The organism is Flagellimonas iocasae (assembly GCF_042682725.1).
Taxonomy (GTDB): domain Bacteria; phylum Bacteroidota; class Bacteroidia; order Flavobacteriales; family Flavobacteriaceae; genus Flagellimonas; species Flagellimonas iocasae.
This window is the reverse complement of the sequence record NZ_JBHUHU010000001.1, coordinates 1024756-1051330: the sequence shown is the minus strand read 5'-3', so window position 1 is coordinate 1051330 and position 26575 is coordinate 1024756. Positions and strand designations below refer to the sequence as shown.

The window sequence follows — 26575 nt, the reverse complement described above, 5'->3', positions numbered from 1 at the left end:
TAGCTTTTTTCTTTTTTTACCTTCCATGCTTCGGTCCGTTTAAATCTTCCTCAATTACGGTCTTACAGTTTCCGATGGATTATATCAAAGTTGCCCCCACCAAGTTTTTCGAACTCTATTTTCAGCCGATGATTCCTTGTCTATTTGGTTGAGTGTATCATTGTGTGAAATGGGACAATTAAAGTGTTGTTTTCACATTTTATCCATAAATTTAATGGGATTTATTTCTTTTGGATGTTTGTCCAAAGTGGTACTATTGTTTTGAATCCTTGCTAACCAATCCAGTTTTATGAACTCTACGAAGCTTACCCCGCTATTTTTATTCATTGCGATGCTGTTCTGTGGTACATCACAAGCTCAAGACGTATTTATTACTAATACCCAAAACCGCAACTTCACCAGTCTGGATGGTAAATGGGAGTATGTAGTGGATGCCTATGAAACGGGTGGAATGGGAGGAATGCCTGTATACAAAAATGCGGTACCGAAGGACAAATCTGACCGTGTTGAATACGGTTTCAGTCGTGGAAAAACCCTTTGGGTGCCCGGTAGTTGGAACGTACAACACCCTGAGCTCTCTTATTTTGAAGGGACAATTTGGTACAGACGAACCTTTGATAAAGTCGATATTTCCGAAGGAAAACGATACTTCATCAATATTGGGGCTGCAAATTACATGGCCACCGTCACCTTCAATGGGGAGGTTTTGGGCAAGCATGAAGGGGGATTCACGCCATTCTCCTACGAAGTCACCGATTTGCTAAAGGAAAAAGATAATTTTCTCATTGTTGGTGTAAACAATTCTCGAAAGGCGGATTATATTCCATCCAAGGTCACGGATTGGTTCAATCATGGGGGAATTATTCGAGAGGTTAAATTGATTGAGGTTCCCAAAACTTTTGTCAATAATTATTTCATCGCATTGGATAAATCAACCCTTGGCAAAAGCACAAAACAAATACAGGGGAAATTGGAATTTACGGGGAATACCTTGCCTTCAAAAGCCCGTATTAGCATCCCAGAATTAAAAGTCGACCAAGAAATAATCATAAAAAATGAAGACGCTACAAGTTTTACCCTAAATGTGAAAGGGTTGGAATTGTGGTCGCCCAAAAATCCCAAACTCTATCAGGTGCACATACAAGCTGGGGATGATACAATCAGTGATGAAATCGGTTTTAGGACCATTGAAACAAAGGGAAAACAAATCCTGCTGAATGGGGAGCCCATTTTTTTAAAGGGTATTTGCCTTCATGATGAAAATCCACTTCGTAAAGATCGTGCCAATTCTAGTGAAGATGCAAAGCTCGTTTTGGACTGGGCGCAGGAACTGGGGTGTAATTTTATTCGGTTGGCCCACTATCCGCATCAGGAAAACATTGTTCGCTTAGCCGATAAGATGGGAATTTTACTATGGGAAGAATTACCGTTGTATTGGGGAATCCAATGGGGAAATCCTGAAGTGCTCAAAAAGGCAAAGGCGCAGTATAAGGAACTCATCAATAGGGATTATAACAGGGCCAGTTCCATAATTTGGTCCATCGCCAACGAAACAGCGTCCATACCAGACCGAAATGCTTTTTTGGGGGATTTGGCCGATTACATCAGAACACTTGATGATACCCGCTTACTTTCAGCAGCCATCAAAAAAGATCAAGAATTGGATGGCCATCCAGATAGTGTGTATACATATAATGATCCATTAATTGATAAATTGGACATCATCAGCATAAATGAATATTTGGGTTGGTATGGTGGCGCCCCTGAAGAGACCAGAGGGAAAACATTTAAAGCAGGTTTTGAGAAGCCCATTATTGTAAGTGAATTTGGAGGGGGGGGCTCTGCAAGGATTTTATGCTGACAAACGCACCCGTTGGAGCGAAGAGTTTCAGGAATATCTGTACAAAGAAAGCTTGGCCATGTTTGATAAAATTGATGGTCTTGTTGGGATGACACCATGGATTTTGGTTGATTTTCAATCACCGTTGCGGCAATTGCCGGGTGTTCAGGATGGGTGGAACAGAAAGGGTTTGATTTCAGAAAAAGGGTACAAGAAAAAGGCCTTTTTTGTGTTACGGGACTACTACAATAAAAAATGAGGTTGGACAGAAATACAATTTCCGTAGGTGAAAAGCTGCCCATTAAAATTGTTCAATTTGGAGAGGGCAACTTTCTTCGTGCCTTTGTGGATTATTCCTTTCAACGTTTGAATGATGAAACTGGTTTTCAGGCAGGAATTGCCATTGTGCAGCCCATAAAAGAAGGTTTGGTCCATGTTCTGGACCAACAAGATGGACTTTATACGCTCTTTTTAAATGGTATCAAGGATGGAAAGCCCGTTCAGGAAAAGCACCTAATTTCAAATATTGTAAAAGGGGTCAATCCATATGCAGATTTCAGTGCCTACTGTGATTTGGCTAAAGTGGAAAGCCTTCAATATGTCATTTCAAATACTACCGAAGCCGGCATTGCTTTTGACGAAAACGACAGCTTTGCGATGGAGCCGCCCAATTCGTTTCCAGCAAAATTGGTTCGATTTTTATTTGAGCGATTTCAGCATTTCAATGGTGATTTTGAGAAAGGACTGACCATCATTCCTTGTGAACTTATCAATTACAATGCAGATACACTAAAGGAGATACTGGTCCGCTATAGTGTAAAATGGGAACTTGGAAATGAATTTACCACATGGCTTAAAGATGCCAATTCCTTTCACAATACCTTGGTGGATAGGATAGTACCGGGATATCCAAAAGATGATTTTCAATCCTACGCTGAGCAACTGGATTACGAAGATGGATTGATGGTTACGGCAGAGCACTATTTTTTGTGGATTATTGAAGGAGGTGCCGCACTGAAGGAAAAATTGCCTTTTGCCAACATCGACTTAGATGTCAAGATTATTGAGGATATGCAGCCGTACCGCACAAGAAAGGTGCGGATATTGAACGGAGCACATACCGCGATGGTCCCTTTTTCCATACTTTTTGGCAATACCACTGTTCGGGAAACCATCGAAAATACATTTACGGGAACTTTTATTCGAAAAGTGGTTTTTGAGGAAATCATACCCACTTTGGATATGGATAAAAAGGAGTTGGAAAATTTTGCATATGCAGTTTTTGACCGTTTTCGGAATCCATACATTCAGCATCAATTGTCCAGCATTGCCCTCAATTCAATTTCCAAATTCAAGGTAAGGGTGCTGCCCAGTTTAATGGGGTATATTGAAAAAAATGATAAGCTTCCAAAAAGATTGACATTCAGCTTGGCCTGCTTAATTCGATTTTACAAAGGGGATTATGCAGGTGCAAAACTTCCGGTTAATGATGGCGAAAATGTGGTGAAGTATTTTGAAACCGCTTGGAATTTACCCAAATTGACGGATACCGTATCCAAAATCTTGGAAAATCCCGATTTTTGGGGGAGAGACTTGACCAAAATCCCAGAGTTAACGGAAACTGTTGCACTGGTCCTTCAAGAGATTGAAGTCCATGGGGTAGAAGAAGGATATCGGAACTATGCATCAAAAGTGATGGCCTAACATGAAAAAACTGCTAAAAATACATGAAGCCGATAATATGGCGGTGGCCCTTCAGGATTTGGCTGCACATGAATCTATCTTGTGCGACGGTGAACCCATTTTCCCTACTTCAAGTGTGAGTGCGAAGCATAAAATTGCTCTTGAGGATTTCAAAGTGGGGGAAGCCATTGTTATGTATGGTGTTTTGGTAGGAAAAGCATCTCGGCCCATAGCCAAAGGCGAGGTTCTAACGACCGAAAATGTGAAGCATGAAACCGCCAAAGTGAAGAAAAAGACCAGTATCACTTCTTGGATACCTCCAAATATTGAAAAATGGAAAAATAGGACTTACATGGGCTATCACCGAAAGGATGGCCAGGTAGGAACCCGAAATGTTTGGTTGTTCTTTCCATTGGTCTTTTGTGAAAACAGGAATATTGAGGTGCTTAAAGAAGTTTTTGAAAAGGAATTGCTCAATCAAAAAACAAGTGACCATCGGTTGTTTTTACGTTCCTTGATCAGTGGTAAGGACACAAATGAGCCTGAAACCATCAAAGAAAAGGTTTTTGACAATGTTGAAGTCAAGTTTATCACGCATCACGGAGGCTGTGGCGGAATACGGCAGGATTCGGAGTCATTGGCCAGATTATTGGCCGGGTACGTGAACAATCCCAATGTGGCCGGTTGTACTGTGCTGAGTTTGGGATGTCAGAACCTTCAGGTCAAGATATTTAAAGATGCCTTGGACAAACTCAACCCAAAAAATGAAAAGCCAGTGCTCATTTTTGAGCAGCAGCAAATGGGTACCGTTGATGAAATGCTCAAAATCATCATCAAGGATTCTTTTGAAGCCCTTAAAAAAGCTAATGACATTGCACGAACCCCAGTACCATTATCAACGCTGCGAATAGGTCTGGAATGTGGAGGCTCAGATGGATTTTCTGGAATTTCGGCCAATCCAGCACTTGGATATGTGTCCGACCTACTGGTTGCTTTGGAAGGTACAGCGGTTCTTTCTGAATTTCCTGAATTGTGTGGAGTGGAACAAGAATTGGTAAACCGATGTGTGAGTGACCATGAGGCCCATAGGTTTTTGGACTTAATGAACTCTTTTGAAAAATCTGTAGTGGAAGCAGGTTCTGGATTTGATATGAACCCTTCTCCCGGGAACATTAAAGATGGGTTGATTACCGATGCCATGAAGTCAGCGGGAGCAGCAAAAAAAGGCGGGACTTCTCCCGTAGAAGATGTGTTGGATTACGGAGAGTACATTTCAAAGAAGGGGTTGAACCTCCTATGTACCCCTGGCAACGATGTGGAGAGTACCACCGCAATGGCGGGAGCAGGGGCTAATATTATATTGTTCACTACGGGCTTGGGTACACCAACCGGGAATCCGGTGGTTCCGGTGTTGAAAATTTCGTCAAATTCCGAATTGGCACAACGAATGCCCGACATCATCGATTTTGATGCCGGCCCTATTATCCGAGGGGAAAAATCAATCCAACAAGCTGGGGAGGAACTTCTGGAATTCATAATTGATGTGGCAAGCGGTGTTAAAACCGTTAAGGCGATGAATCTAAATCAAGATGATTTTATTCCATGGAAACGTGGGGTTTCACTGTAGACTATCTTAAAAAGCAGCATACCCTTTAGTTCTCTTGCTAACAAAGAAAACCTCAGGGTATGCCACTAAATGTTATTGTTGATGCTTACTTGGTACCTTCATTAAAAAGCCAAATGCCATAGGTGAAAGCATCCGCTTCTCGAACGGGTTTCGGTTCATCGGGCCGGTACCATTGTCCAATATTGGTGAACGGGGTCAGAACCACATCGGTCTCACTTCCTTTATAAAGTGCTTTGGTTTTATAAACAGGACCTAGAATATTTTCGTAGGGTTTGTCAATTTGGATGGGTTCTACAGTTGTATCAATCCGGATATCGCCATCTATATCCACATCATCATTATGTATCTGCTTGTTCCAAACCATGTCAAGAGAATATACGATTGGGCCACGGATAAAAGCATAAGGAGTTTTGTCAGTCGGTTCCTCTTTGTACATAATCTCTCCACCAGGTAGTAGAGAAGTAACATAATCGCTATGATTTTCACGTTTTACCCATTGGGTTTCCATAGGAAAACTAATGTCGATTTTATCTCCTTGTGACCATTTCCCCTTTAATGTCAAATAGCTGCCAGAGGTAACATTGACAACAGACTCTCCATTGACACTTACTTTGGGAGAGGAACACCAAGAAGGAATCCTTAGATTGATGGTCTTGTGTACATTTTTTCCGGCAGTGAAGTTTATGCTGAAGTTTTCCGTTTCGGGATAATTGCCCGCTACATCAAAACTGAACTGGTCGCCAGCATAACTGGAAGGGATATATTGATTGATGAAAAACTCACCACCCTTTTCGGCATAAAGGAATGTTGGCAGTAAGGAAATGATTCGGTGCCCACTTGCCGTACAACAATCCGGTCCATGAAAAAACCCATCATGACCACTGGGTTTATCCCCGTTGGGTGCAGTGTGGTAACGGCATACCCCTCCTTGGCAATCCTGTGCAGCAAATACGTGGTTGATCATAAGACGTTCAATAGCGTCTCCATATTTGGTGTCTCCTGTTAATTGCAATAACAACTGGGTCAGTTGCATCCAAGACATGGTGGCGCAAGTTTCAACAACATTTCCTGAAAGCGGTTTTACATAATCGTATTCGTAGTGTTCCCCAACGCTGACCCCTCCGGTAATGAACATTTGACGTTCTCGGATATCATCCCATGCGCCAGCCACCTTTCTAAGGAGTGATTTATCTCCAGTAATCTGATATAATCGGAGAAAACCCATAAAGTTCATGTGGAAGGTATGGGAATGAACGTATGGTTGCAACTTATCCACCCCTAACGTTCCATCTGCAACGGAATCCAATCGGGAGAACGCATCCCAGCCACTCCATTTATCAATATTATTGACAAGCCATTGGCTCCAGTCCAGATACTTCTTTTTCCCTGTAAGTTCGTAAAGTCGTGCAATTGGGTCACATAGCAAGGTTCCTTCCCAGGAATAGTGTACACTGTGACCGGCAAATTCTGAGGTTCCTTTAACCTCTTTGCCCTTGTTTTCTGGATATCGAAGGTCTGATGGCCAAAATTCAAGTTTTCCTGGACCGAAATACTTTAAATAATAGTCAGCCAATTTTTCGGCGGCGGTCAATGCCTCCTGATTGTTTGTTTCTTCATACACCGTAAGAAATGCATGGAACACAAAATAAAGCTCGTAGGCATCCATCCCTCGAACAGGTCGCTCAGGAGTCCGGAAAGACTTTGCGGTAGCACCAACATAGCCTTCTTCCTCTTGCGAATCTATAATACGTTTTAGCACAGCTTTTGCTTTGGCCAGCAATTCTTCGTCTCCACTTTGGATTGCGGACAAATAAGCTGATTCCACCCATTTGCCATGTTGCTCAGCTTTCGTCCAATTCCATTCCGTATGCTGTCTGGACACAACAAAATCTACATATTCATCAATAGGAAAATCCTTAAGATAGACATCTCGATTCAATGCAATTCGGTCACCAAAGAAGCCTTCAATATCATTTACGGAGGCAATTGGAACAGGTTTTTCCAAAAAGCCAATCTTATTTTGGTTTTGGGCGTATGCCAAGGTCGACAGCAATAGCGATGTCAAGAATAAAAGGGTGAAGAGTTTGTTAGTTTTCATGTTATTTGATATTTAATTTAATTGAAGAATCCAATCAGCTTTAAAGGAACAAAAGTGGCTGGCGTTCTTTTGAGGTGTTATGAATTCGAAAGGGATGATGCTTTTATGTTGCTTGACTTGACCTAAATTCAGAGTCTTGGATAAAGTGTTTTTCTTGCATTCCTTTTTACATGTGTGTTTTTCACATTTATAAAATAACAAAAGATTTTGGTGTAAACCAAATAGTTGGGTTAAATAAGCTTATGAATTGTGGAAGGATTGAGAAGGAATTATTTAAATGGGGGTGATGTGGGAATAGTCAAATTTTAAAAATAAACCCTTCTTCCTCTACTTTTTTCTCGTACTTCTCTTTGTCAAACACATAGAGAAAGGCACCTCTTCGGGATGTCGTCATGTCTTTTTCATTGAGTTTGATCAAAACATCCAGCGAAATAATCTTATTTACAAAATTGCGCTTGTCCAATTTTTTGTTCAGAATGGACTCGTATAGGTTTTGAAGCTTTCGCATGGTGAATTTTTCGGGGAGCAATTCAAAACCAATAGGTTTGGTCATTGCCTTTCTTCTGAGTCGTGCCATTGCTCGCTCAATCATTTCATTATGGTCAAAAATTAAAGGAGGTGCTTCTTCTAGATCGAACCACTGGGCAGATTCAATATGAATACCGTCATATTGATAGGAACTGACATTGATTAAAGCATAGTAGGCAACCGAGATAGTTCGTTGCCCGGGATCCCTATCCACCTTACTATAGGTGTAGAGTTGTTCCATATATATATTATTTAGCCCGGTCAATGTACTCAGGACCCTTTCTGCAGCTTGGTCCAGCTGTTCATTTCTTTTAAGAAATCCACCAATTAGAGACCATTTTCCTTTTTCAGGTTGAAAGTTACGTTTGATGAGCAACACTTTTAAACTCTTTTTATGAAACCCAAAAATGATACAATCCACCGCAAGTAAAACCTGGTCCTCCTTTTGGTAATAATTGAGGGGCATAGTGTCTGACGTGGCTATTTTAGGGGCTTTGGATACTTTCATGTACTATAGGTCAAAATGTAAAAATATTACTTAAAAATTTTTGGGAGCGATAAATAGAATACCTGTTAAGTGTTAAATGTACATTTTTTTAACGAAATATTTGCAAATTCCAATTTAATTCACTTCCTTGCATGTGTAAAACGCACACTTATTTAACGTAAACTAAACAAAATGCTGAAAAACAAACAACTATCATGTGTGATGTTGCGAGTGCCCAAGAGTCTTTGGTTATTGGCAATTTTCACATTTCTATTGGGTGTACAAGTGCATGCCCAAGATGGAAAAACAGTTTCCGGTACCGTAACGGATGCCGCTACGGGCTCGCCCATTCCCGGTGCAAATGTCATTGTAAAGGGAAAGAGCGTGGGAACAGTTACCGATTTTGATGGTCTTTATCAACTCAATGTTGATAGCCAAGATGTTCTTGTGTTTTCCTATGTAGGATTTAAATCGCAGGAAATTACGGTAGGAGGCCAAACAACGATTGACGTTTCGTTGACGGAAGATTTTACCCAATTGGATGAGGTGACCATCACAGGAATTGGTTATGGTACCGTCGAACGTCGCGAGATTACCAGTGCTGTCGCCAGTGTTGACACCAAGGATTTTAACAAAGGAAACATCAACAACCCGGCAGAGTTGCTTCAAGGTAAAGTGGCAGGTTTATCCATTGCCAGACCAGGGAATGACCCCAACGGAGGATTTAACATCCGATTGAGGGGATTATCCACGTTTGGTGCCAACTCTCAACCTTTGGTGGTCATTGATGGAGTACTGGGAGGTTCTCTACAGAGTATCGACCCCAACGACATTGAATCCATCGAAGTTTTGAAGGATGGTTCTGCAGCCGCTATCTATGGTACACGGGGTGCTTCCGGGGTAATTTTGGTAACTACCAAGAAAACTAGAGGAGTTGACAACTCGCGTGTGGAGTACAATACCTATATATCTATGGAAAGTGTGGCTAAATTCGTTGAGAACTCTACGCCTGCACAATATATAGAAGCTGGCGGTATCGACAATGGCTATGAAACGGATTGGTTGGATTTGGTAACCCGCACAGGGGTAACTAACGTTCATAACCTTGCCGTTTCAAATGGTATGAAAAACGGAAATTACAGAGCTTCCGTAAACTACAGGGATGTAGAAGGTGTATCTCTTGGCAGTGGGTTCGATCAATTCAACTTGAGATTCAATTTGACGCAACGTGCATTGAATGATAAGTTGACCTTGACTTTCAATGGTACCTTAACAAAGAGAAAGGCAACCTTCATGCCTTATGAGGCGCAACGTTTTGCCATTATTGCTGACCCAACTGCGCCAGTTTACATAGACAATGACCCGGCTAATGGCTATTGGGAGCCCAATACGCCTGAGTATCACAACCCTTATGCCATTACTCAAGAAACCACTGATGATGGAATTTTCTCAACACTCTTGGGTACGGTTAAAGCGGATTATAAGCTAACAGACAATCTTAATGTTGCCGCTTTCTATTCTTTGCAGCACGAAAGTGATCAACGGTCGCAATATTACGGTTCCAAAATGCGGTTTTCTTCCGCAGCTGGACAAGGTGGTAGGGCTCGAAAGGAAGCTGAAGATCGTGAGAACGAACTTTTCGAGTTGACAGCCAACTACGAAAAATATTTTGGCGATCTTAAATTCACCCTATTAGGAGGATATTCATGGCAGGAATTTACATTCACAAATTTCAATGCATTTAACACAAACTTCATTACTGATGATTTGTTGTACAATGCCTTGGAGCTTGGTTTGGGTTCCGCTACAGGTAATGATGCCTTGGTAGGGTTGAATAGTCAAAAGGAAGAATCCCGATTGATTTCTTACTTTGGAAGGGCCATGTTTAACTGGGATGACAAATATTTTGTGAGTGCATCCTACAGACGTGAAGGTTCATCCAAGTTTGGTACCAACGAGCAATGGGGTAATTTTTATGCGGTAAGTGGTGGTTTGGATATCGCTCAGTTGTTTGACACCCCTTTTAGTAGCCTTAAGCTTCGTGCAGGTTACGGGGTTACCGGTAACCTTCCAACCCAGAATTACGAGTATAGAACCCGTTTAACAAGAGGTTCAAGGGTATTCTTTAACAATAGCCGATACTTACAAGGGGTTAACTTTGCATCCAACCCAAACCCAGATTTAAAATGGGAAGAAAAAGCAGAGACCAACATTGGTTTGGATTTCGGAGTATTGAACTCAAGATTGTACGGATCTATCGATTGGTACACCAGAAATACTTCAGACGTATTGCAGTTCATCAATGTTGCCGTACCACCTAACTTTTTTGACAGGACGCTCCGTAACATTGGAGAGTTGAAATCCAATGGTTTGGAGATTGCATTGAACGCTGCCTTGGTGCAGACTAGGGATGTGAACTATACTACAGGAGTAACGTTCTCAACATTTAATACCGAGTTGGTTACCTTGAATGGAGAAACAGAAAAGACATTTAGAGGAAATTTAGGACCTCCAGGATTGAATGGTGTTACCCCTATTAAATTGGAAGAAGGTGAACCTATTGGTGAAATCATTGCTCCAATATTTGAAGGACTTGCCGAAGACGGAACACGTATTATCACCGATCAAAATGGTGACGGGGTGATTACCCTTGAGGATGATGCTGTGGTTGTTGGAAATGGACTTCCAGATTTTGAATTAGCGTGGAGCAATACGTTCCGTTATAAAAACTTTGATTTGAGTGCTACTTTAAGAGGTGCATTTGGTCACAGTTTGGTGAACATCAACAGAGCTTATTATGAATCTCCAAGAGCTTCCAACAACTATAACGTTGTTCGTACAAAATACTATCTACCAGAATTGTCCGAAGGTGAGAACTGGAATAGTTATTATGTTGAGAAGGCTGATTTCTTCAAATTGGATAACATTACCTTAGGGTATAACATCGATTTGAAAACAGACTTGATCAAGGACTTTAGGGTCTATGCTTCAGGCCAGAACCTATTTGTGATAACCGGGTATACCGGGGTGGATCCAGAGGTACACTATGACTTTTTCGGTGACCCACTTGCTCCTGGAATTGACGACCGTAGCTCTTATTTCAGGACCCGTACCGTTAGTTTAGGTCTAAACGTAACATTCTAAAAAACAATTGTAATGAAAAGGACATCAATATTAACTAAATTGACATTGGTCGGCATTTTACTGGCGGGGACAAATTCCTGCTCAGATTTGGAGACCACTTTATATAGCGAACTTACCCCTGAAACGGAATATACCACAACAGATACGCAACTAGCAACCATTGTAACGGCTTATGCTCCGTTGAGGGATTATCATGAATCGTATTTTAATTTACAGGAACTATCCTCTGAGACCAGTGCCGCTCCCGCCAAGTTTGGACCTTGGGATGATGGTGGTATTTGGGCCCGCTTGCATAGACACGAGTGGGAGAATAACCTAGGAAGCATCGAGAATGCTTGGAGGGTTTATTTCGGGGGGATTTCCAACTGTAACCGATTCATTGAAGAATTCTCAGCAACTGCAGGTGATACAGAAGCTGCTATAAATGAGTTACGAGTTTTAAGGGCCCAATACCTCTTTATGGTAATGGACCTATGGGGAGATGTGCCGTTGGTTACTTCCTTTGCTGATGCAGAAGTGAATCCATCCCGTACACCTAGAACCGAAGTATACAATTTTATCGTTTCTGAATTGGAGGAATTAATTCCAACTTTGCCAGAAACTACTGGCGGCGAATATTACGGAAGATTCAATAAATGGGCAGCTATGTCCCTTTTGGCCAACGTTTACCTCAATGCTGAAGTCTATACCGGAACTGCACAATGGCAAAAAGTTGCTGATTTAACGCAGCAAATCATTGATGGCGGACAATATTTCTTGGAACCCGCTTATTTGGACAACTTCACTTACTTGAACGAAGGATCTGGAGAGAACATCTTGGTGGTTCCTTATTCCAAGACAAGTGGGCAAGCGTTGGTGATGCACATGAAAACGTTGCACCCATTGAACAAGGCCACGTATAATTTTACAGATGGTCCTTGGAATGGATTTACTGCGCTTGAAGAATTCTACAATTCTTTTGAAGATACAGATGCCAGAAAAGAAATGTTCATTACCGGACAGCAATATACGGCATCTGGAGAGCCAATCATGGACCCTAACGGAGCTATCGAAATTGATTCACAAGGAAACCCTGATCCAGATGGTGAGCCTTTGATTTTCACGCCTTATATCAATGAGTTGACACCTAAGGCTTTCAGTCAATCTGGTGCTAGGATCGGAAAATTTGAATTCGAAAGCGGTATCGCCTTGGCCATGGACAACGACGTTCCAGTATATCGATATGGTGGTATCCTATTGATGCGTGCTGAAGCACTTTGGAGAATGGACAACGGAAGTACCGAAGCTGTTGAGTTGGTAAGACAGGTACGCGAAAGAGCTGGATTGGGTGAAATAAGCCCATTGACCGAAGATGACATTTATGATGAAATCCAAAGGGAGTTGGCCTTTGAATGTTATTCAAGGACTGTGATGATCAGGTTCGACAGGTTTACCAACCAATGGTGGGAAAAAACCATCACTGATCCAAACAAGAATCTCTATCCTGTTCCTACCGGCGCAAGAAATGGTAACCCCAATTTGGCGCAAAATCCTGGATACTAGATTCTAAATCATTAGTTATTCTTTTATTAGTTTGTTTTAGTTAGTTTTATAGAAAGGACACAAATACTTTTGTGTCTTTTCTTATTTTTTGGAAATTGAAGTAGGATAGTATGTTAAAAAGGGGAGTCATTTGTTTGCTAATGTTGATGGCTGGATGCAAAGAGCATCCAGAACCATTGGATTGCGGTTCAGCAGATGACACCCTTTTTTCATTGCTGTCTGCCGAGGAAACCGGAATCAATTTCAGAAATGACCTAAAATACACCGAAGAATTCAACACCTATACCTACCGAAACTTCTATAATGGCGGAGGTGTGGCGATCGGTGACTTGAACAAAGACGGACTGCCCGACATTTTTTTCACCGGAAACATGGTCAGTAATCGATTGTACCTGAACCAAGGCGATTTAAAGTTCAAGGATGTTACCGATGATGTGGGATTGAATTCAGAAGGCGTCTGGTCCACCGGGGTGAGTCTAGCCGATGTGAACGGAGATGGTTGGCTGGATATCTATATCTGTAAGTCAGGGAAACCAGAGGGTGAAAATCGGCATAATGAACTATTCATCAATCAAGGGTTGGATGATGACGGAAATCTTAGGTTTGAAGAAAAGGCCAAGGAATATGGCATAGCCGATTACGGTCTTTCTACCCATGCTGCCTTTTTCGATTATGATAAAGATGGTGATTTGGATATATACCTTTTGAACAACTCAATTCGTTCTGTTGGAGGTTACACCCTTAAAAAGGACCAACGTTTAATTCGCGACCCCAACGGCGGCAACAAATTGTATCGGAACGATGGTGATTCTTTCACCGATGTTAGCGAGGCTGCTGGAATTTATGGCAGTGCCATTGGTTTTGGGCTTGGCGTTACCATTGGTGATATTAATCGCGATGGGTGGCAAGATATTTTTGTTTCCAACGATTTCTTCGAAAAAGACTACCTCTATATCAACAATGGCAACGGAACCTTCACCGAATCCTTGGAACAGGTTATTGGCGAGATTAGTTTGGGTTCCATGGGGGCTGATATGGCCGACATCAATAATGATGGCTGGCCAGAAATCTTTGTCACCGAAATGTTGCCCAAAGAAGAATCCCGCTTAAAGACAAAAGCCATATTTGAAGATTGGAATAAGTATCGAGCGAACGTGAACGCCGGATACCACCGTCAATTTCCACGGAATGTACTTCAGCTCAACCAAGGTCAACCCAACAGCAAAGGGCATATCAGCATGTCCGAAATCTCACGATTTGCCGGGGTTGAGGCCACAGATTGGAGCTGGGGAGCCCTTATAGCCGATTATGACAATGATGGAAACAAAGATATGTTTGTGGCCAATGGTATTTTTAAGGACCTTATTGACTTGGACTACCTTAACTTTTATGCAGACCCCATCACAACGGCCCGACTTTTCAAAGAAAAAGGTAGTTATCTTAAGCAGTTGATTGATAGTATTCCATCCAATCCCATGCCCAATTTTGCTTTCGCCAACAATGGCGACCTTACCTTTTCAAACACATCCGAAGCGTGGGGTTTAAACTGCCCTAGCTTTTCCAACGGGTCTGCTTATGGTGATTTGGACAACGATGGCGATTTGGACCTCGTGTTGAGCAATGTAAACATGCCTGCCTTTGTGTACAGGAATAACGCAGAATCCAAAAAAGCGGAAAACCATTTCATCAACCTTAAATTTGAAGGGCAAATACATCATATAAATACATCGGGATTAGGTACGCAGGCAACGGTATATTCGGGAGGGAACACCTTTTACCAAGAATTGGCACCCATGCGTGGCTATCAATCCACGGTGGATGACAGATTGCATTTTGGTCTGGGAAATACAAATCGAATAGATTCCATTCAGGTGAGATGGTCCGATGGCCGTATCAACACATTGCAAAATGTGGATGTGGACCAATTTTTGACCATTTCCTATTCCGATTCCAAGAATTTAGACGAAGGAAACAAAGGCTTTACCAGCGTAGAAGACCAGCCTTGGTTTGAGGATGCGTCCAAAACCACCTCCATTCCATACCTACACAAAAAATCATCCTTCAATGACTTTGATAGAGATTTGTTACTTTTTGATATGATTTCTGCGGGTTCTGCCCACGTCAATACGGCTGATATTAATGGGGACGGAAGGATGGATATATATCTGGGAGGCAACAAAGGCGAACCGGCCATGTGCTTTCTCCAAGACAGGGATGGGCAGTTCCATAAAATGGAACAACCCAGTTTTGAAGCAGATAAATCAAGTTTGGATTCGAACTCCGCCTTTTTTGATGCGGATAACGACGGCGATTTGGATTTGTACGTATGCAGCGGGGGAAATGAGTTTCCAAACAGTTCTTCTTCGCTCAAGGACCGTTTATATATGAACAATGGAAGTGGGCAATTTTCCGAATCCAAGCAATGGTTGCCCATAAATCGATATGAAAATAGCTCCTGCGTAGCTCCTGCAGATTATGACGGCGATGGAGACATTGACCTTTTTGTGGGGGTTAGGGCAAAGCCATTCAATTACGGTGAAGCTTGTAATGGTTATTTGTTGCAGAATGATGGTAAAGGCAATTTTAAAGAAGTAGGAGAGGACATCGCTCCAGCATTACGTGATTTGGGAATGATTACCGATGCGCAGTGGTTCGATTATAACCAAGATGGAGACTTGGACTTGGCATTGGTAGGGGATTGGATGCCCCTGACCGTATTTGAAAACACCAATGGACAGTTGGTGAACAAAACAGAAGAACTGGGATTGGCCAACACCAATGGTTTTTGGAACACTTTGGAAGTTGCCGATGTAAACCAAGATGGATTACCCGACTTAATCGCTGGGAACTTGGGTGAAAATACCAGGTTAAGGGCAACCAAGGATAAACCAGTGAGCATGTATGTCCATGATTTTGACAAAAATGGAAAGCCAGAACATATCCTGACCATTTATAATGGCGAGGAGGATTATCCTTTGATTGGTCGTTCGGACCTTGTGGAACAATTACCCTATTTAAAGAAAAAATACCTAAAATACCATTCCTATAAAGAGCAGACCGTGGAAGACATCTTCGGGGAACAAACCATAGCAGAAGCTCAAAAGTTGCAGGTCTTTACAACCGCTTCTTCTGTTTTTCTGAATCAAAAGAAAACCTTTAAACGTATGGACCTTCCAGCTGAAGCACAGTTTTCCAGAATTTTTGGCTTACGTGTAGAAGATTTTGATGATGATGGAATTCTGGACATTATCGCTGGTGGAAACTTTTATTGGGCCAAGCCCGAAGTTGGAATCAACGATGGTTCTAGAGGTGTATTATTGAAGGGATTGGGAGATGGCAACTTTAAAAACATCCCCATGGCAAAATCTGGATTGCAGATTGAAGGGGAAATCCGAGAAATCCGGCCCCTTCAAATTGGAACGGGAAAATTTTTGGTGATTTCACGACTCAATGATAGTCTAGTGGTATTAGAAAAGAATGCATTACAATGAAAAACATCAAGACAAAACTTGTTTTGGTAACCTTTACCGCAATGGTTGGTTTGGCATCCTGTAAAAAGAGTGAGGCTGAACGCTACATGGCCTATGAAAAGGAACAATTGCAAAATGGAGTGGTTCAGGATTCCCTTTTTTTGGGATTGTATTTTGGGATGCCCAAAAAAGAGTTTAGGGAGTATTGTTTCGATAAAAACCTTGAAAAGAAATTTTGGCAGGGCGGGCTCAAGAATATGAGTTGGGTCGAGTCCAAATTGGATGGAATGCAGTATCCAGCGGCCATTAATTTTTATCCAGAATTCACCAATGACACCATTACCGAAATGAACGCGGCAATTTATTATACATCGTATATTGATGGTAATTTTGATAGTGATCATCTACTACTGGATGTGTTGGACCTTCTGGACAAATGGTATGGTGGAAAAACGTTTAAAGTCAATAGTCCTGTTTTTTATAAGAATGATGTCCAGGTTCATCTCAAAGGGAATTGTAGAATTACCGTTACCCCAGATTTGGGCGGGCAATTGGTCAACCTTTGGTTTTACGACCTTAAGCGAGGCCAAAAGCATAAAAGCTAGTATGGAGAAAAATAGGATATATATAATTATGCTTTTGGTTCTGGTGGCTTCCTGTGGGAAACCAGAAAAAGAAGAGGCGCCGATGTTTGAAAAAATGACACCGGAACAAACAGGCATCGACTTTACAAATACCCTTACTTATGATAAGGATTTCAATGTGTTTACCTATCGCAACTATTATAATGGTGGCGGTGTGGCCATTGGCGATATAGATAAAGACGGCCTTCCCGATGTGTACATGACCTCCAACCTTGGTAAGAATAAATTATATCGAAATAAAGGCAATTTTACCTTTGAGGACATTACCGAAAAAGCGGGAGTGGGCGGTGCAAAATCATGGTCAACTGGAGTTACGATGGTAGATGTTGACGGTGATGGTTGGTTGGATATTTATGTCTGTAATTCAGGCGATATTGAAGGAGACAACAAACAGAATGAGCTTTTTATCAACCAAAAGGATGGCACCTTCAAAGAAATGGCGGAAACCATGGGATTGGCCGATAAGGGGCTATCAACACATGCAGCCTTTTTTGATTTTGATCATGATGGAGACTTGGATGCCTATGTGCTCAACAACTCGTTTCGAGCCATCGGGTCCTTCAATCTTCAGCAGAATGAACGTGATCAGCGGGATTCCATCAATGGAGACCGATTTTATATCAATGATAATGGTGTTTTTAGGGATGCTAGCGAAGAAGTGGGCATTTTTGGCAGCATTATAGGCTTCGGATTGGGTATCATGGTCACGGATTTGGATTTAGATGGATGGGAAGATCTTTATATCTGTAATGATTTTTTTGAGCGGGATTACATCTACATGAATAATGGCGATGGCACCTTTAGGGAAACCCTTACCCAACAGATGAATTCCATTGGTATGGCTTCCATGGGTGTGGATGCCACCGATTTGAACAATGATGGTTATCCGGATATGTTCGTCACCGAAATGTTGCCTAAGGATGAAGCTAGACTCAAGACCTCCATGTCCTTCGAAAACTGGGACAAATACCAGCACAATAGACGTTATGGTTATTTCAATCAGTTTACGCGTAACATGCTGCAGATGAACAATGGGCAATTAGCCCAAGGCGAGATCAGTTTCACCGAAAACGGGAGGCTAAAAGGTGTTGAGGCCACCGATTGGAGTTGGGCCGTATTAATGAACGATTTTGATTTGGACGGCTATAAGGATATCTATGTTACCAACGGTGTCTATCAGGATATTTTAAACCAAGATTATCTCAATTATCTCTCCAACGAAGTGGTTATGCGGAGCGTTATCACCGAAAATGGGGTAAACTTTAAGAAGCTCATCGATATTATTCCCTCCGTTCCCATTTCCAATTTCATGTATAAAGGTGGAGATCAAACCACTTTTCAGGATAAAACCAAAGAATGGGGCCTGTATGAGCCTGGATTTTCTAATGGTATGGCCTATGGTGATTTGGACAATGATGGCGACTTGGATTTAGTGGTCAACAATGTGAATATGCAAGCTTTTGTATACAAGAATGTTTCCGAAACTGCCAATCCAAACCGAAATTATCTTCAGATTGATTTGGAGGGAGAGCAAAAAAACACTCATGGAATTGGAGCCAAAGTGAGTTTGCTTCAAGGTGGACTTGCACAGGTACAGGAACAGATGCCAACACGCGGGTTTCAATCCTCCATGGACTATGTTTTAAATTTTGGGTTGCAAAATGGTCATCCGCTGGACACGTTGTTGGTTCAATGGCCTTCGGGTAAAACATCAATCCTTACCGATGTGGCTCCCAATCAAAAAGTAACAATCAAGGAAACAGAAGCGGATACTTTAACTTTCGACAATAAGTTTTGGAACAAACGTATTCAGGTCAATTTTGATTTTGTCAAGAATGACAGTGTGCTTCCCCAAGATATGGCACATCAGGAAAATCCATTTAGTGATTTTGATAAAGATGCATTGCTGTTTCATATGAATTCCACTGAAGGTCCAAAAATGGCCATTGGCGATGTCAATGGCGACGGATTGGAGGATATGTACCTCTGTGGAGCTGCGGGAAGCCCTGGAAAACTCTTTGTGCAGCAGGCCAATGGCGAAATGAAGTTGTTGAGCGTGCCCGATTTTGCCTATGATCGAAACGCTGAAGATGTGGATGCCCTGTTTTTTGATGCTGACATGGATGGCGACCTTGACCTTTATGTGGTCAGTGGGGGAAATGAATACCCATACAATTCAGCACCCTTGGCAGACCGACTTTATTTTGGCAATGGTAAGGGATACTTTAGCAAATCCACGGATTTGTTTCCCACCCAAACAGGAGAGAGCACTTCCTGCGTTTCGGCTGCTGATTTTGATGGAGATGGCGACATGGACCTCTTTGTGGGGGTTCGACTTAAGGACCGCTCTTACGGTATTCCCCAGAATGGGTACATTTTGGTGAACAACGGAAAAGGCCGCTTTACCAATCAAACCGCTCAATTGGCAAAAGTATTGGAGAACATTGGAATGATAAAGGATGCCATTTGGACCGATTTTGATGCTGATGGAGCCATCGACTTGATCGTGGTGGGAGAATGGATGCCCATCCAGATGTTCAAGAATCAAAATGGAAGGTTTAAAAATGTAACCGAAGACTATGGCTTGGAAAATCAAACGGGCTGGTGGAACACCATTGAAGCCGTTGATTTGGACAATGACGGCGATATGGACTATGTTCTGGGCAATCATGGATTAAACAGCCGTTTTAAAGCGAGCCAACAGCAGCCCATAAGTTGTTATATCAAGGATTTTGATAAAAATGGGATTCAGGATCAAATTATTTGCACCTATAATGGTGATACTGCGTATCCGCTTGCCCTCCGACATGATTTGACCAAACAGATGCCTTACTTGAACAAACGGTTTTTGAAGTATGAGGATTACCAGCTCAAGACTGTGGAAGATATTTTTACCGAAGAACAGTTGGATGATGCCCTGCACCAACAAGTCACCTATCTGGAAAGTGCCGTGCTCTGGAATACCGAAGATGGGTTTCAATTTCAAGCACTTCCCATTGAAGCGCAAGTGGCTCCCGTTTATGCAATCCACGCATCCGATTTTAATGGCGATGGTTTTGTGGACCTACTCTTGGGAGGTAATCTTTTTGAGGTGAAACCCGAAGTGGGTCGCTATGATGCTAGCTATGGGGTCTGTTTGCTCAATCAAGGGGGAAAAGGCTTCAAAACAGTGCCAAACCGGGAGATTGACTTAAAATTGGAAGGTCAGGTCAGGGACATCAAATCAATCAAGCTAAACGGACAAGACATTCTTTTGGTGGCCAAGAACAATGATAAGGTTGAAGCATTGTCTGTGGGGCATAAATAATTCGCTCGGTATGCATAAAATGAGCTTTTGGACTTGTTTTTTTCTTCTGCTACTGATTGTGGGTTGCGGAAAAAAGAGCAGTACCCTGTTCAGTGAAATTCCAAGTGCTACATCAAATATTGCATTCACCAATCAGCTCACCGAAACGGATTCCATCAACATCAACGAATATTTATACGCCTACAATGGTGGAGGCATAGGTGTCGGTGATTTTAATAATGACGGCCTGCCCGACCTTTATTTTACAGCCAATCAGGTAAGCAACAAATTGTATATCAATAAGGGAAATTTTAAGTTTTCGGATGAAACTAAGAACGCCGGTGTCGCGGGTTTGGTGGGTGAAAAAAATTGGACCACTGGGGTAACGGTGGTGGACATCAATAATGATGGGTGGTTGGATATTTATGTTTCCCAAGTTTCTGATGGAAAACGGTTTGAAGGACACAACCTACTTTTCGTCAACGATCAAGATGGTACATTTTCTGAGAGAGCATCTGAATTTGGCCTCGATTTAAAAGGGTATTGCCAACAAGGTGTGTTTTTTGATTATGATGGCGACGGCGATTTGGATTTATTTCAACTGAACCACTCCGTACACGAACTTGATGTTTACGTAAAATCGGAAAAAAGGGCCATTAGGGATAGTCTTTCAGGGGATAGAATGCTCCGCAATGATGACGGACTTTTTGTTGATGTAAGTGATGAAGCCGGCATTTATGGCGGGGCAACAGGTTATGGACTTTCCGTAATGGTTACCGACATTGACAACAATGGCTGCCCAGATATTTACGTTTCCAACGATTTCCACGACAACGATTACCTCTACTACAATCAATGTGATGGAACTTTCAAAGAAGGTATTGAAAGCAGTATGGACTTGAGCAGTAATTTTTCTATGGGTAGTGATGCGGCCGACATCAATAATGATGGCCTTATCGATATCATGACCTTGGACATGAAACCAGAAAATGAAGTTGTTCGGAAAAGCAGCGCAGGGGAGGACCCGTACTATATTTATGAGTATAAAAAAAGCTTTGGCTTCGGGGAACAGGGACCGCGAAATATGTTACAACTTAACCAAGGAGGACAACCATCAGAAGGGGTGACTTTTAGTGAGTTGGCACGGTACTCCGGTATTGAGGCAACCGACTGGAGCTGGTCTGTACTATTGGCGGATTATGACAACGATGGCAATAAGGACATTTTTGTGACCAACGGTATTTTGCGAAGACCCAACGATTTGGACTACATCAACTACGATTTTCCAATTGGAAAGGGAAGGATACCCAGTATGGAACTCACCCAAAAAATGCCAGAGGGAAAAGTGCATAACTACGCTTACAAAAATGTAGGTGACCTTCAGTTTGCAAATGTCTCGCAAGAATGGGGATTGGACTTGGTAGGCTGTTCCATGGGAGCTGTTTATGCTGATTTTGATAATGATGGCGATTTGGATTTGGCCATCAACAATCTTAATGCACCTGCTACGCTCTACCGAAACAATACTGAAACCGACCAAACCAATTATCTAAAGATAAAACTGAACGGTAATGCGGTCAATCCATTTGGAATTGGAGCCAAAGTCAGGGTTGAAATAGGGGATAAGACGTTGGTCCAGGAATTGTTCCCAGTGCGGGGTTGGTTATCCTCTTCAGATTATAATTTGAATTTCGGTTTGGGAAATAGTAGCCAAATTGAAACTGTCCATGTGCGGTGGCCAGATGGAAAAATACAGGAACTTCATGATGTCAAGGTCAATGAGACACTGGAATTGGACTATAAAAATGCTGCACATACAAATCAGGTGAAGGACGAAAACCCTACCTATTTTATTGCCATGGATAGCATCGGGCTGGATTTTGTGCACCAAGAGAATATGTTTATCGATTTTAATGTCGAAAGCCTTATTCCACATAAACTTTCTGCCGAAGGCCCGGCCTTGTGTGTGGGTGATGTGAACCAGGATGGGTTGGATGATATTTTCATCGGAGGTGCAAGTGGCCAAGCTTCGCAACTTTATCTTCAACAACCAGGCAATCAAATTCATTTTGAAAAAATAGAGGTTCCAGCTTTCGAACAAGATAAAACGGCAGAGGATGTTGATGCGCTATTTTTTGATGTTGACAATGATGGAGATTTGGATTTATATGTTGTGTCGGGTAGCGGAGAATCTGATGTTGTTGAAAAAAACCATGACAGGTTGTACCGATATTCCAATGGTACTTTTCAAAAGGATGATACCTTTCCTAAAATCCGGGATAACGGGTCGGTAGTAGTCGCAGAAGATTTTGATGGCAACGGGTTTGTTGACCTGTTTGTGGGTTCACGTTCCGTTCCGGGAAGTTATGGATTGTCGCCCAAAAGTCATGTGGTGTGGAACCAAGGTGAAAATGGATTTAAACTGGAAGAAAGAGAAGAACTTTCCGAATTGGGAATGGTAACGGATGCCAAATGGGATGAGAAAGAAAGCGTATTGTGGGTAGTCGGGGAATGGATGCCAGTGACAAGAATTCAATTCTCCGAAGGAAACGTACAAATAAGTGAACTACCCGATTCAAGCGGTTGGTGGAACAGCATAGCGTTGGATGATGTAAATGGCGATGGAATAAATGACCTGCTATTGGGGAATGTTGGCGAAAATTTAGGATTGGATGCGTCCCCAGAAAAACCCTTGAAACTTTGGGTGAAGGATTGGGACAACAACGGTCAAATCGACCCCATTTTGGTGCAATATAAAGATGGTAAGGACAGAATATTTGCCAGTTTGGATGAACTAAAAAAGCAAATGCCATTCATGTCGCGGATTTTTAGAAGATACACAGTCTTTGCCGACAAAAGCGCCAAGGAAATCTTTCCCGATGAAGTGTTTGAAAATGCAGTGATCAAAAATGCCGTAACCCTTTCATCCCAAATTGGGTACAGTAATCCGGATGGCACCTATTCCCTGAAACCGCTGCCCAATACAGCTCAAATTGCTCCTGTCAATGATTTTGTCCTGCAAGATGTCAATGGCGATGGTATCAAAGACGTTGTGTACGTGGGGAATTTTTCTGGTTTTGCACCTTCAATCGGACGCATTAATGCTTCTTTGGGAGGAGTGTTGTTGGGTGATGAAAAGGGAGTTTACACGCCAAGTACCTCAAAAAAATCAGGACTTCACAGTATTGGAAATGCCAATGCCGCAAGTTTAATCACCGTTGGAAGTCAAAAGGGACTTTTAGTAGCGCTCAATGATAGAAAACTCCAGTTCTACAAATTGAATCCTTAAGATTCTCAATTTCTAATTACAGAGATGCAAGGGCCATTTGCCTGAAGTAGCCAACATTTATTTTGTCTATTTAGGTAATTCCTTGGTTTATAGGAAAAACTTTCGTTATTTTAGAAATGTAAAATCAACACGTGTAAAAATGAAGTATGGAATTCTAATTGGGCTAGCATGTATGTTAGTGGCCTGTGAGCAAGAGAAAGATGCAACAAGGACTAAAAATCAGGCACAAACCACTACAATCGAACCAAAGGAAATAAACAACCCTGTAATTACCGATGTCTTTACCGCCGATCCTGCAGCTCTAGTGCACAATGACACGGTTTACCTGTATGCCGGACATGACGAGGCTCCCAATGATTTCAATTTTTACCGGATGAATGAATGGTTGGTTTTTTCATCTACCAATATGGTCGATTGGGAACCGCATTCAGTTCCTTTGAAAGTTTCTGATTTTGAATGGGCCAAAGCAGATGCATGGGCCGCTCAGGTCATTGAACGGAATGGTAAATTTTATTGGTACGTCACAGTGGAACACGGTACTATTCTCGGAAAATCCATCGGAATAGCCGTTTCGGATAGCCCTCTTGGCCCTTTTAAAGATGCCCTTGGAAAGGCTTTGATTACCAACGACATGACCAAGAAAACAGATATTTCATGGGATGATATTGACCCGACCGTTTTTATTGACGATAATGGTCAGGCTTACCTGTTTTGGGGTAACACGGCCTGCTATTATGCCAAGTTGAAAGACAATATGTTGGAACTGGATGGTGAAATCAAAACGATTGATCTGCCCAATTTCACGGAGGCGCCCTACATTCATAAAAAGGGAGATTGGTATTATTTGTCGTACGCCTATCAATTTCCAGAAAAAACGGCCTATGCCATGAGCAAATCTTTGGATGGACCATGGGAATATAAAGGCATATTGAATGAATTGGCCGGAAATACCAATACCAACCATCAGGCCATTTTGGAATACAAAGGAAAAGATTATTTCATCTATCACACCGGTGGAATACAGCCCAATGGAGGCAGTTTTAGACGCTCTGTTTGTATTGACGAGCTGTTTTATAATGCAGATGGAACCCTAAAACGGGTGGTAATGACTTCGGAAGGGATTCAAAAATAAATAACCATGCGCATGAAGAAATTGTTGACACTTTTAGCTGTTGGTTTAGCTACCCTTTCATGGGCACAAGAAATGCCTATTGTTCATGATCCTGTTGTAATCAAGCAAGACAATACCTATCATCTCTTTTGTACAGGACGGGGTATTTCCCATTTTGTTTCCACCGATTTAAAGAGTTGGGAGAAGTTGGACCCAGTGTTCAAAGAAAAACCGATTTGGACAGATGAGGTGGTGCCAGATTTTAAAAACTACATATGGGCTCCGGATGTCCTTCAACAAAATGGAACCTATTATCTATTTTATTCCATTTCAGCTTTTGGAAAAAACACATCGGCCATCGGTTTGGTTACAAACACCACCTTGAATCCATCGGATGAAAACTACAAATGGGAGGATCAGGGCATCATTGTGCAATCTGTACCCGATAGAGACATGTGGAATGCCATAGACCCCAATATCATTTTTGATGAAAATGGAACTCCCTGGATGGCATTTGGTTCCTTCTGGAACGGCTTAAAAATGGTGAAGCTTAGCACGGATTTGAAGTCGATTGCCCATCCGGAAGAATGGCAAACCATTGCCAAAAGGGAGCGCAGCTTTAATTTGGTCGATAGTGACCCGGGCGATGCAGCCTTGGAGGCCCCTTTTATTTTTAAGAAAGGAGACTATTTCTACCTGTTCTTGTCTTGGGATTACTGCTGTCGGGGAGAGAATAGTACTTACAAAGTCGTGGTGGGTCGTTCAAAATCTGCAACAGGCCCATTTGTTGATGCCCAAGGAAAAGCACTAAACCAAGGTGGAGGAACTCTAGTGATAGAGGGAAACAAGAACTGGTCGGGGGTAGGACATAACAGTGCCTATTCGTTTGATGGAAAGGATTACTATTTCAGTCATGCCTATGATGCTAAAAATAATGGAGCGCCAAAGTTGGTGGTAAAAGAAATCACTTGGTTCGATGGGTGGCCTACCGTGGAACCCATGGATTGAGTTTCCATTGTTAGTGACGGAGTGGGTTGACTTAACAGTGACATCAAGGAGTTTGCTCACTTACGCATTCATACAGCATGGGGCCTCCTTGTACACCTGCCTTTACTTTTCCTGTGCTTTTTAGAATATCCATCTGAAAAATCCGCTTTCTAAAATTCCGTCTATCCAATTGAAGACCAAGAATATCCTCATAAAGTTGTTGTAGTTCAGAGAGTGTAAATTGCTTGGGAAGCAATTCTCCAATGACCAACCTATCTTTTAAATTATTTTTCAAGTACAAATGGGCATCGTGGATAATTTGGGCATGATCAAACCCCAGATTATGGGGAAGCTCATTCATATCGAACCAAGCAATCTGTTCTACGTTTCCTTTTAAAAAAAGAGGATGGTTTTCTGGACGAACCAGGGCATGGAATGAAACCGTGATTACCCGTTTAATGGGATGTCTGTCAATGGCAGCGTACACTTTCACCTGTTCAATATGGATATCCTTTACACCCGTAAGGGCATACAGGACTTTATGGGCACATTCCTGAAGTGTTTCATGCGCCTCCATGGCACCTCCGGGCAACATCCAATGGTGGGTAAATTGCCCCACAGACCTTTTGGTCAACAGAAGTTTTAACCGATTATCCACATATCCAAAAACCGCAATATCCGTGGTTATTGAGCACTCAAATGAATCAAGGTTTACTTGAAAATTTTGAAGAATCGGTAAATCAACCTCTTTTTTATTGCCCATTTGATTTTTTTATTACTTTAAAACATCTAAATTAGCAAATGCGTCAAATGTACACAGAAATAACATTCTCTTTATA

At 42.0% G+C, this 26575-nt stretch carries 15 protein-coding genes; 12 read left to right on the top strand and 3 right to left on the bottom strand.

Annotated features, from left to right (window positions below; all coding sequences use genetic code 11):
- The first annotated feature begins 289 nt into the window (after positions 1–289).
- The 4 genes from ACFSJE_RS04620 to ACFSJE_RS04605 are packed head-to-tail and all read left to right on the top strand — an operon-like array spanning position 290 to position 5150.
- On the top strand, positions 290–1861 hold the full coding sequence (locus ACFSJE_RS04620; protein ID WP_379829810.1) for a glycoside hydrolase family 2 protein: 1572 nt from the start codon (positions 290–292) through the stop codon (positions 1859–1861).
- On the top strand, positions 1821–2099 hold the full coding sequence (locus ACFSJE_RS04615; protein ID WP_379829809.1) for a hypothetical protein: 279 nt from the start codon (positions 1821–1823) through the stop codon (positions 2097–2099). The genes ACFSJE_RS04620 and ACFSJE_RS04615 overlap by 41 nt, the downstream gene beginning before the upstream one ends.
- On the top strand, positions 2096–3544 hold the full coding sequence (locus ACFSJE_RS04610) for a tagaturonate reductase (RefSeq protein ID WP_379829808.1): 1449 nt from the start codon (positions 2096–2098) through the stop codon (positions 3542–3544). Before ACFSJE_RS04615 ends, ACFSJE_RS04610 begins: the two co-directional genes overlap by 4 nt.
- A gap of 1 nt (position 3545) precedes the next feature.
- Positions 3546–5150, top strand: coding sequence for a UxaA family hydrolase (locus tag ACFSJE_RS04605; protein ID WP_379829807.1), 1605 nt, complete (start codon positions 3546–3548; stop codon positions 5148–5150).
- Positions 5151–5235: 85 nt separating this feature from the next.
- Here ACFSJE_RS04605 and ACFSJE_RS04600 read toward each other — a convergent pair whose 3' ends face one another.
- Entirely contained in the window at positions 5236–7248 is a 2013-nt protein-coding gene (locus tag ACFSJE_RS04600) for a beta-L-arabinofuranosidase domain-containing protein (RefSeq protein ID WP_379829806.1), read from the bottom strand.
- Between the two features lie 298 nt (positions 7249–7546).
- Complete coding sequence (locus tag ACFSJE_RS04595; RefSeq protein WP_379829805.1) at positions 7547–8284, bottom strand: NUDIX hydrolase; 738 nt, start codon at positions 8282–8284, stop codon at positions 7547–7549.
- 171 nt (positions 8285–8455) lie between these two features.
- Here ACFSJE_RS04595 and ACFSJE_RS04590 point away from each other — a divergent pair, with 171 nt between their 5' ends.
- The 8 genes from ACFSJE_RS04590 to ACFSJE_RS04555 all read left to right on the top strand — a co-directional run bounded on the left by ACFSJE_RS04590 (position 8456) and on the right by ACFSJE_RS04555 (position 25757).
- On the top strand, positions 8456–11407 hold the full coding sequence (locus ACFSJE_RS04590; protein WP_379829804.1) for a SusC/RagA family TonB-linked outer membrane protein: 2952 nt from the start codon (positions 8456–8458) through the stop codon (positions 11405–11407).
- 12 nt (positions 11408–11419) lie between these two features.
- Positions 11420–12949 (top strand): RagB/SusD family nutrient uptake outer membrane protein, encoded by a 1530-nt coding sequence (locus tag ACFSJE_RS04585; protein WP_379829803.1) that lies wholly within the window; start codon positions 11420–11422, stop codon positions 12947–12949.
- Between the two features lie 140 nt (positions 12950–13089).
- Positions 13090–16440, top strand: coding sequence for a VCBS repeat-containing protein (locus ACFSJE_RS04580; protein WP_379829802.1), 3351 nt, complete (start codon positions 13090–13092; stop codon positions 16438–16440).
- Positions 16437–17024 carry a hypothetical protein gene (locus tag ACFSJE_RS04575; RefSeq protein WP_379829801.1) on the top strand — a complete coding sequence of 196 codons (588 nt, stop codon included), beginning with the start codon at positions 16437–16439 and terminating at the stop codon, positions 17022–17024. The genes ACFSJE_RS04580 and ACFSJE_RS04575 overlap by 4 nt, the downstream gene beginning before the upstream one ends.
- A 28-nt stretch (positions 17025–17052) precedes the next feature.
- Positions 17053–20370: a VCBS repeat-containing protein gene (locus ACFSJE_RS04570; RefSeq protein ID WP_379829800.1), complete on the top strand. Its 3318-nt coding sequence runs from the start codon at positions 17053–17055 to the stop codon at positions 20368–20370.
- Between the two features lie 10 nt (positions 20371–20380).
- Positions 20381–23638: a VCBS repeat-containing protein gene (locus ACFSJE_RS04565; protein WP_379829799.1), complete on the top strand. Its 3258-nt coding sequence runs from the start codon at positions 20381–20383 to the stop codon at positions 23636–23638.
- A 139-nt stretch (positions 23639–23777) separates the two neighbouring features.
- Entirely contained in the window at positions 23778–24770 is a 993-nt protein-coding gene (locus tag ACFSJE_RS04560; RefSeq protein WP_379829798.1) for a glycoside hydrolase family 43 protein, read from the top strand.
- Positions 24771–24776: 6 nt separating this feature from the next.
- A complete protein-coding gene (locus ACFSJE_RS04555) occupies positions 24777–25757 on the top strand; it encodes an arabinan endo-1,5-alpha-L-arabinosidase (protein ID WP_379829797.1) in 981 nt (326 codons plus the stop codon).
- A 43-nt stretch (positions 25758–25800) separates the two neighbouring features.
- Here ACFSJE_RS04555 and ACFSJE_RS04550 read toward each other — a convergent pair whose 3' ends face one another.
- Positions 25801–26499: an NUDIX hydrolase gene (locus tag ACFSJE_RS04550; RefSeq protein ID WP_379829796.1), complete on the bottom strand. Its 699-nt coding sequence runs from the start codon at positions 26497–26499 to the stop codon at positions 25801–25803.
- Between the last annotated feature and the right edge of the window lie 76 nt (positions 26500–26575).